Below are 6,415 nucleotides of genomic sequence, written 5' to 3' on the forward strand. Positions count from 1 at the left end.
AATATAATTCATTGTTTATATTAAAATTTAACGCTCTCAGTTCATGGTTAGGAAACTCAATCAGGCCTTTTTGAGTTTCCTAACCATGAACTTAGGTGAAGGAGATCCCCATCTGGTGAGGGCTATTACAGGATAATGCGTAAAAATACTGTATTTGCTGTGTTTTTAATCTAAAACTTGTTTTTCAGGCGCACTGATCCAGAGCAGGCATCCGTAGCCATCGTTTTTTCGCCATCCGATGCAGCCTGTCAGAGAGCATTTTTGTGGCGTGTTCACCCGCCACGGCGCCAGCAAAACGCAGCCGGCCTTTGCACAGGATGCACTGGTACGGGTCGGTGCCCAGGAAGCCTTTCATCAGCACCGCAAACCCGGGCCGTTTAGGCTTTTCCCGTACCGTCATCGCCAGGGCGTCGTAGACCTTCGGCAGTAGCGAGCCCCGCTTGCGGTTGGCCAGGAAGCCGTAGTACCGCACCATTTTAAAATGTCGCGCCGGAATATGGCTGACGTAACGCTGCAGCATCTCCTCCTGGCTGATTTTCTGGCGTTTGTGTTGCTGAGTGCGGTGATCGTAATACTGATGCACCACGGCACCGCCGCGATAGTGGCGCAGCTGCGACGCCGCCACCGGCGGGCGCTTCAGATAACGGCCCAGGTATTTCACGCTGCGCCAGGCGCCGCGGGTCTTTTTGGCAAAATGCACTTTCCAGGCGCGACGATATTGCGCCTGCAGATAACGGTGCCACCGATCTTCATTACGGATATGACCGAGGCCTGGCAGGCCACCGGGTTTGATTTGCGCGTAGTTGTCGCGCAGCAGGTAAACCACGGCGTTGCGCCAGATTTGCTCTACCTCTTTCTTTTTAAAGAACAGCTGCCGCCAGGTGCTGTGTTTGATATCGAGGCCGCCGCGGGTGACGGAGACGTGGACATGCGGATGCTGATTGAGCTGGCGTCCGTAGGTGTGCAGCGCGCAAAAAATGCCGACTTCGATACCCTGCTGGCGTGCCCAGCGGAGCATGGCACGGGTGGCACAGCGAAACAGGTCATTGAGCAGGGGCCAATTGTTGTTGAAGAACGGCCACAGCAGGTGAGGCATGGTAAACGTGATGTGTTGCCAATCGCAGTCGGGCAGGATGTGCTGCTGTTCGGCGATCCATTGCTCGGTGGCTTTGAGACCACAGCTGCAGCAGGCTTTGGACTTGCAGCTCTGGCAGAAAAAGCGGGAATGGGTGCAGTCCGGTGAGGCGCAGCAGTAACGGCGCACGCCCATGGCGCAGGTGCCGCAGGCGAGCATGCGTTCGACGGCGAGTTTGGTCCAGTCGCTGAGGGTGTCGCCGTGTTTATCCAGGTACTGGCTCCAGCCATCGTCATGCTGGAACAGCAGCTTTGCGGGTCTGGGAATATACATGGTGCAGAGTCTACAGGGCGGCAGGGAACAGGAAAAGGGCGTCCGGCGCCAGCCAGCTCACGCCACAGGCGTGCTTATTTTATGCGTGTGTCAACGCGGCGGTGGGGCATGTCCCACCGCGAGGGGCTTGGGGCGCTCAGGCGGCGCCGGCGTTGAGGTGAGGCTGGGGCTTAAAGACGGTTGAGGCAGCAGCGCTGCCGTGCTCGCCCCATAGGGGCGCTACGTTCATACTGACGGTTGAACGGCCGAAACGATAGACGCTGCTTAACCAGCCATTCTCTTAATGCCATGAGTCAAACTCACGTAAGGGTTATACGCAGCGGCTGAGTGAATAGGCGCCGCTGCGCCCACTGAGGTTAATACTCTGCGACGTGCAGCTATCTGGAGAGCTAATTACGCCCTTCATACCCGTCCATGTATGCACCAGAGGTCTCTTCAGACATAGCTTTACGCCATTTTAGTGATGTATTGGTTACGTTGTATTCCTTACCCGCGAATACGCTGTAGTTTTTAAAAGAAGTAAAAAAATCATCGCTGTAAAAATATTGTGCGCGTTTGTTTGCTTCTTCCTGTGTAATACCTTTTTCCCGATCCTTTTTTCCTTCCTCCCAGAATTGCTTAAAGAACGGTACAGACAATGTTATCGAGTCATGTTTGCGCGTGGCGAAATGAGGGTCGAATCCGTCGTCAGCGGCATAGGTAAAGTGTTTGGCATGGCGTTCGGCACTGGTCGTGGGGGCTTTGCATCCCGCCAGGATAAACAGACATGCGAGAAGTACGGCGGCCTTCCTAATTGGGTATGTTGTCACGATGCTCTCCTGAGTGTAACGGTAACTACATCATGCAGTTATCGTGCGTAAGAATATCGTATTGCTTAGCAGTTGACGATGCTTTCCATAAGGTGTAGCATCAAATTACTGTATGCATATACAGTGTCAAGTTCGATTACATAGCCTAAAGAGGGAAATATTATGGGTGGTTTCAATTACGGTGGCGGTAAAGGTGATGGTACTGGCTGGAGTTCTGAACGTGGGGACGGTACTTCGCCAGGTGGTGGCTCTCATGGCACGGGTGGCGGTAAGAATGATAGCAATGATGCCAAAGCTGCCGGTTGGAATGTGATGCGTCCCGGTGACAGGCATCAAACCAAGTGGGGAACGGTTATTATTGATGGTGAAGGTCATGCCACCATGAATGGGATCGTCATGACAGAGGGTAACTCGTCATGGGTGGATTATGAAGGCGGCTCAACACGTATTCTTGACTCATTATTAAGAGATAACCCACCAACAGGCAGAAATATTGGTACACCAAAACAAGGTAAACTACGACAGGGGTCTCCGGGGCATCCTAACGTGGCAGACGTAGGCCAACTGTACGGAGATAACAGCGATAAGCACCAATACTATTCTCGATTGGGTAGTAAAACATATTCTGTTTTAGTTGATAAAAATGGTAATATAGCTTTCACATCAATAGCATCAGGAAAGGAAAGTGGCAATAACTCCGCTAGAAATTATGATAAAAATGAAGCTGCTAATCAGGTGCGAGAGTATGTGAAAGATGAGAAAGAATTCCTTATGGAAGCGAGCGGTATTATTGCGGATGCCGGCGAGAAGATAAGCCATCATATCGGTGGGAAATATAAGCGTTACGCTGACGAGATTGCCAATAATTTGCGCAATTTCCAGGGGCGTACTATCCGTGGTTACAATGACGCACTGGCTTCTTTTAATAATATTATGTCAAACCCGTCAATGAAAGTTAAGCAAGGGGATAAAGACGCTATCATCAATGCAATGAGAGCTGTTGATGCGCAGGATATGGCAAATCGGTTTGGTCACTTCGGTAAGTTTTTCAAAGCTGCCGATATAGCGCTCAAGATTGAAAAAATCCGGGAGAAAAGCATTGTCGGCTACGAGACCGGCAACTGGGCGCCTCTAGCATACGAGGTGGAGTCCATGCTGCTGAGTGGATTGGCCGGTGCTGTAGCGCTTGGATTTGTGACGGCTGTTCTGTCGTCATTTGCTTTACCCACTTTACTTGTTACCGCGCTAACAATAATCACGGCAACAATGATTGCATACGGTACATCATTCATTGACGCAGGATTCGCCGAGCGATTTAACAATGAAGTAATTCGACCGGCAAATTGATTGCGAAGCTAATTTGTATACGTAGAGCCTTCTAGTTTAGAGGCTCTTTTTATAAAGGTCGTCCCTTCGATATAATTGATGGTATTTTTGTCAACATCAAAAAGAATAGGAATGACAAACAATAAAGACCGGAAAACGTAACTATATAGTATAGAAACATTGCATAGTCATTTGATGCCGTTGCCTTTAACAACCTGTTACCGTTTGTTATATCAAATTCTCCTATCGCAAAAATATAGAGAAGAATTATGTACACAAGAGAAAATCCGATAAAATTAAAGACGATTGTTGATTTTTTCTTGCCTTCTTTGAGTTTTATGTACTTTCCAAATTTAAAAACGAAATACAAGGCAAATAAAGGTGATGATTTACAGTATATACTTAGCGGTTTTGTTAGTTCCAAGTTGGTTGATGATATATTCGCATTAACACTTTGGGTTAAATCCAAAAAATAATCAAAAAAATAACTTTTTGGTGAAAACTCAAAATAAATAAACAAAAGTAAAAGGGGTAACAAACCTACGATGAGAATTATCGCGAATTTTTTCCATATGAACGTTTCGTTATTCATGATTAATAGCACTCCCTTTTGTAAACTATGTGGAGATAGCGTTTAAATGCCGAGTTGATACTCAATACTTTTATCCCTATTCTGTTCTGCTATTTTATTTTAGAATGGCTGACAACACTGAACTGAACACTGCTTCAGTAGTAAAGGCGTGTTCTGTCGCTATTTCTTCATTTTTTATATCCGCAAATCTTTTAAGTGCCATGCTCGCATCAGGGGCGTCTATTTCTTCAGGTTGTTGTTCATACCCTTGCCCGACCAGCAAAGAAGCGCTTTCAGCGTCTGACTTATTAACTGCTGTCAGGTGATGATCTTTTCTGAATAAAATGAACTCAGCCATGAGTTACCTCCCTCGGTGACGGACTGTAAGTATGCGCACAAATATTTATACCATGGCTTAACCAGACAGGCGAGAGTCGGTCTTTCTAATGCCGCAAAGCGGCATGGAGGCGCCAGCTGGAACTCCATATGACACTTTTAGTGAATGGCGCCGGTGACGCGGCGTAGCCGCCCAGGCCTGATAGGTATCGCCTATCCCCCCCTTGCCCTGTAAGGCCAGTCCCGCTAAATGCGATGCGTATCTTTTTGGGGTTGTACGCCGGAACCGCCGAAATTTCCGGCATTACGAATTAGTCGATTTTTGAAGCATGTTTGGCATGTGCTGATGTGTACGCTTATGGTGCCGTGAGTGAGAATTTATCCGTACCAGCTATGTGATACGTTGCGAATTGTGATTTTTCGCTCCAAACGGGTATTTCTTCGCTGTCCGGTTGACGATCCTCTTACGGACATATTCAGTACGAGGCCAGGATGACAACGCGTGGTAAAGCGACAGGTAACAGCGAACGACTGGCGGTTTTAAACAATGCCGAGCAGGAAGCGCTGTACGGACTCCCTGATTTCGACGATGCACAGCGGCTGGAATATCTTGCTCTGGATGAATCCGAACTGGCGCTGGCCTGTGGTCGTCAGGGGATTCACTCCCAGATTTACTGCATTCTGCAGATCGCTTACTTTAAAGCCAAGCACCTGTTTTTCCGCTTCGGATGGAGTGATGTTAAGGACGACTGCGACTTTATCCTGAGCCGTTATTTTCACGGGGAGTCCCTTCCGGACAAATCGCTCTCCAGGCACGAACGATATGCTCAGCGGGAAAAAATCTGCGCACTGTATGGGTACCGGTCGTGGTCATCAGCACTGTCTTCACAGCTTGAACAACAGGCCGCTCACATTGTTCACCGCGATGTGACTCCCGGCTTTGTCGCCACTGAGCTGATTATCTGGCTCAGCGCACATAAAATCATCCGCCCCGGCTACACCACGCTGCAGGAGCTGGTGAGCCGGGTTCTTTCTGATGAAAGGCAGCGGCTGGGACGTATTCTGACGGAGCGGCTTGATGACGCCACCGTTGCCGACCTGGACAAGCTGATTGAGCGTGATGATACCCTTTCCCGGCTCGCGATCCTCAGGCAGGATGCGCGTGACTTTGGCTGGCGCCAGATGGTCCACGAACGGGAGAAACGGGCCATACTGGCACCGCTGCACCGTAAAGCCTGCGACATTTTACCGGTACTGAATATTTCGCAGCAAAACCTGCTGTACTACGCCAGCCTGGCAAATTTCTACACCGTTTACGATCTCCGCAATCTGAAACCTGAGCAGACCCGCCTTTATCTGCTGTGTTATGCCTGGATCCGCTATCGCCAGTTCAGCGACAACCTGGTGGATGCGATGTTTTTCCATATGAAACAGCTTGAGGATGAGAGCCGCAGCGTGGCCAGACAACTCATGGCTGACGTGCAGGAAAAACACCGGCGTGAAACCGCTAAAATCGGGCGTCTGCTGTCGCTTTACGTTGACGACAGCGTTCCGGACCCCACCACCTTTGGCGAAGTCCGCCGTCGCGCCTGGAAAATCATGCCCCGGGAGACGCTGAAAACCACCGCACAGCGCATGAGTGCGAAACCCGTCAGCAAGCTGGCGCTGCAGTGGCAGGCCGTTGACGGCATGACGGCGTTAATCCGGCGTCACCTGCGACCATTATATCTGTCACTTGACCTCACCAGCGTGGTCCGGGACAGCCCGTGGGCTGGAGCACTGAGCTGGCTAAAAATGGTGTTCAGCAAAAAACAGACGCTTTCACAGCGGCCGCTGGCGGAATGCCCGCCGGAAACGTTACCCTTGCGGCTGCGCCCGTACCTGCTTGATGGTTAGGAATCTCAAAAGCATTTTTTTGGGATCCCTAACCATTAACCGTAGCGCGCAACTTCTCCTGTTGGTGCG

At 49.8% G+C, this 6,415-nt stretch carries 5 protein-coding genes and 1 pseudogene; 2 read left to right on the top strand and 4 right to left on the bottom strand.

Features of this window, described 5'->3' with window-relative positions; translation table 11 throughout:
• Positions 1–184: 184 nt before the first annotated feature.
• The gene (locus AC6BYQ_RS27120) at positions 185–1,408 is read right to left on the bottom strand and encodes an IS91 family transposase (RefSeq protein ID WP_261451969.1); all 1,224 of its coding nucleotides are present in this window, start codon (positions 1,406–1,408) and stop codon (positions 185–187) included.
• Positions 1,409–1,797: 389 nt separating this feature from the next.
• Entirely contained in the window at positions 1,798–2,217 is a 420-nt protein-coding gene (locus AC6BYQ_RS27125) for an Exc2 family lipoprotein (RefSeq protein WP_498057822.1), read from the bottom strand.
• Positions 2,218–2,379: 162 nt separating this feature from the next.
• Between AC6BYQ_RS27125 and AC6BYQ_RS27130 the strand changes: the two genes are divergently transcribed.
• The gene (locus AC6BYQ_RS27130; RefSeq protein WP_498057823.1) at positions 2,380–3,564 is read left to right on the top strand and encodes a colicin-like pore-forming protein; all 1,185 of its coding nucleotides are present in this window, start codon (positions 2,380–2,382) and stop codon (positions 3,562–3,564) included.
• Between the two features lie 49 nt (positions 3,565–3,613).
• Here the strand turns inward: AC6BYQ_RS27130 and cui are convergent, their stop codons facing one another.
• Both cui and AC6BYQ_RS27140 read right to left on the bottom strand, forming a co-directional pair.
• Positions 3,614–4,135, bottom strand: a complete 522-nt coding sequence (cui, locus tag AC6BYQ_RS27135; RefSeq protein WP_498057824.1) for a colicin immunity protein Cui — start codon at positions 4,133–4,135, stop codon at positions 3,614–3,616.
• A 94-nt stretch (positions 4,136–4,229) separates the two neighbouring features.
• Positions 4,230–4,472 carry a hypothetical protein gene (locus AC6BYQ_RS27140; protein WP_498057825.1) on the bottom strand — a complete coding sequence of 81 codons (243 nt, stop codon included), beginning with the start codon at positions 4,470–4,472 and terminating at the stop codon, positions 4,230–4,232.
• 470 nt (positions 4,473–4,942) lie between these two features.
• On the opposite strand from AC6BYQ_RS27140, the pseudogene AC6BYQ_RS27145 reads away from it, so the two are divergent.
• A pseudogene (locus tag AC6BYQ_RS27145) lies at positions 4,943–6,337 on the top strand (DUF4158 domain-containing protein); the annotation flags it as partial.
• Positions 6,338–6,415: the final 78 nt, after the last annotated feature.

The organism is Serratia sp. LTN-2 (genome assembly GCF_059740205.1).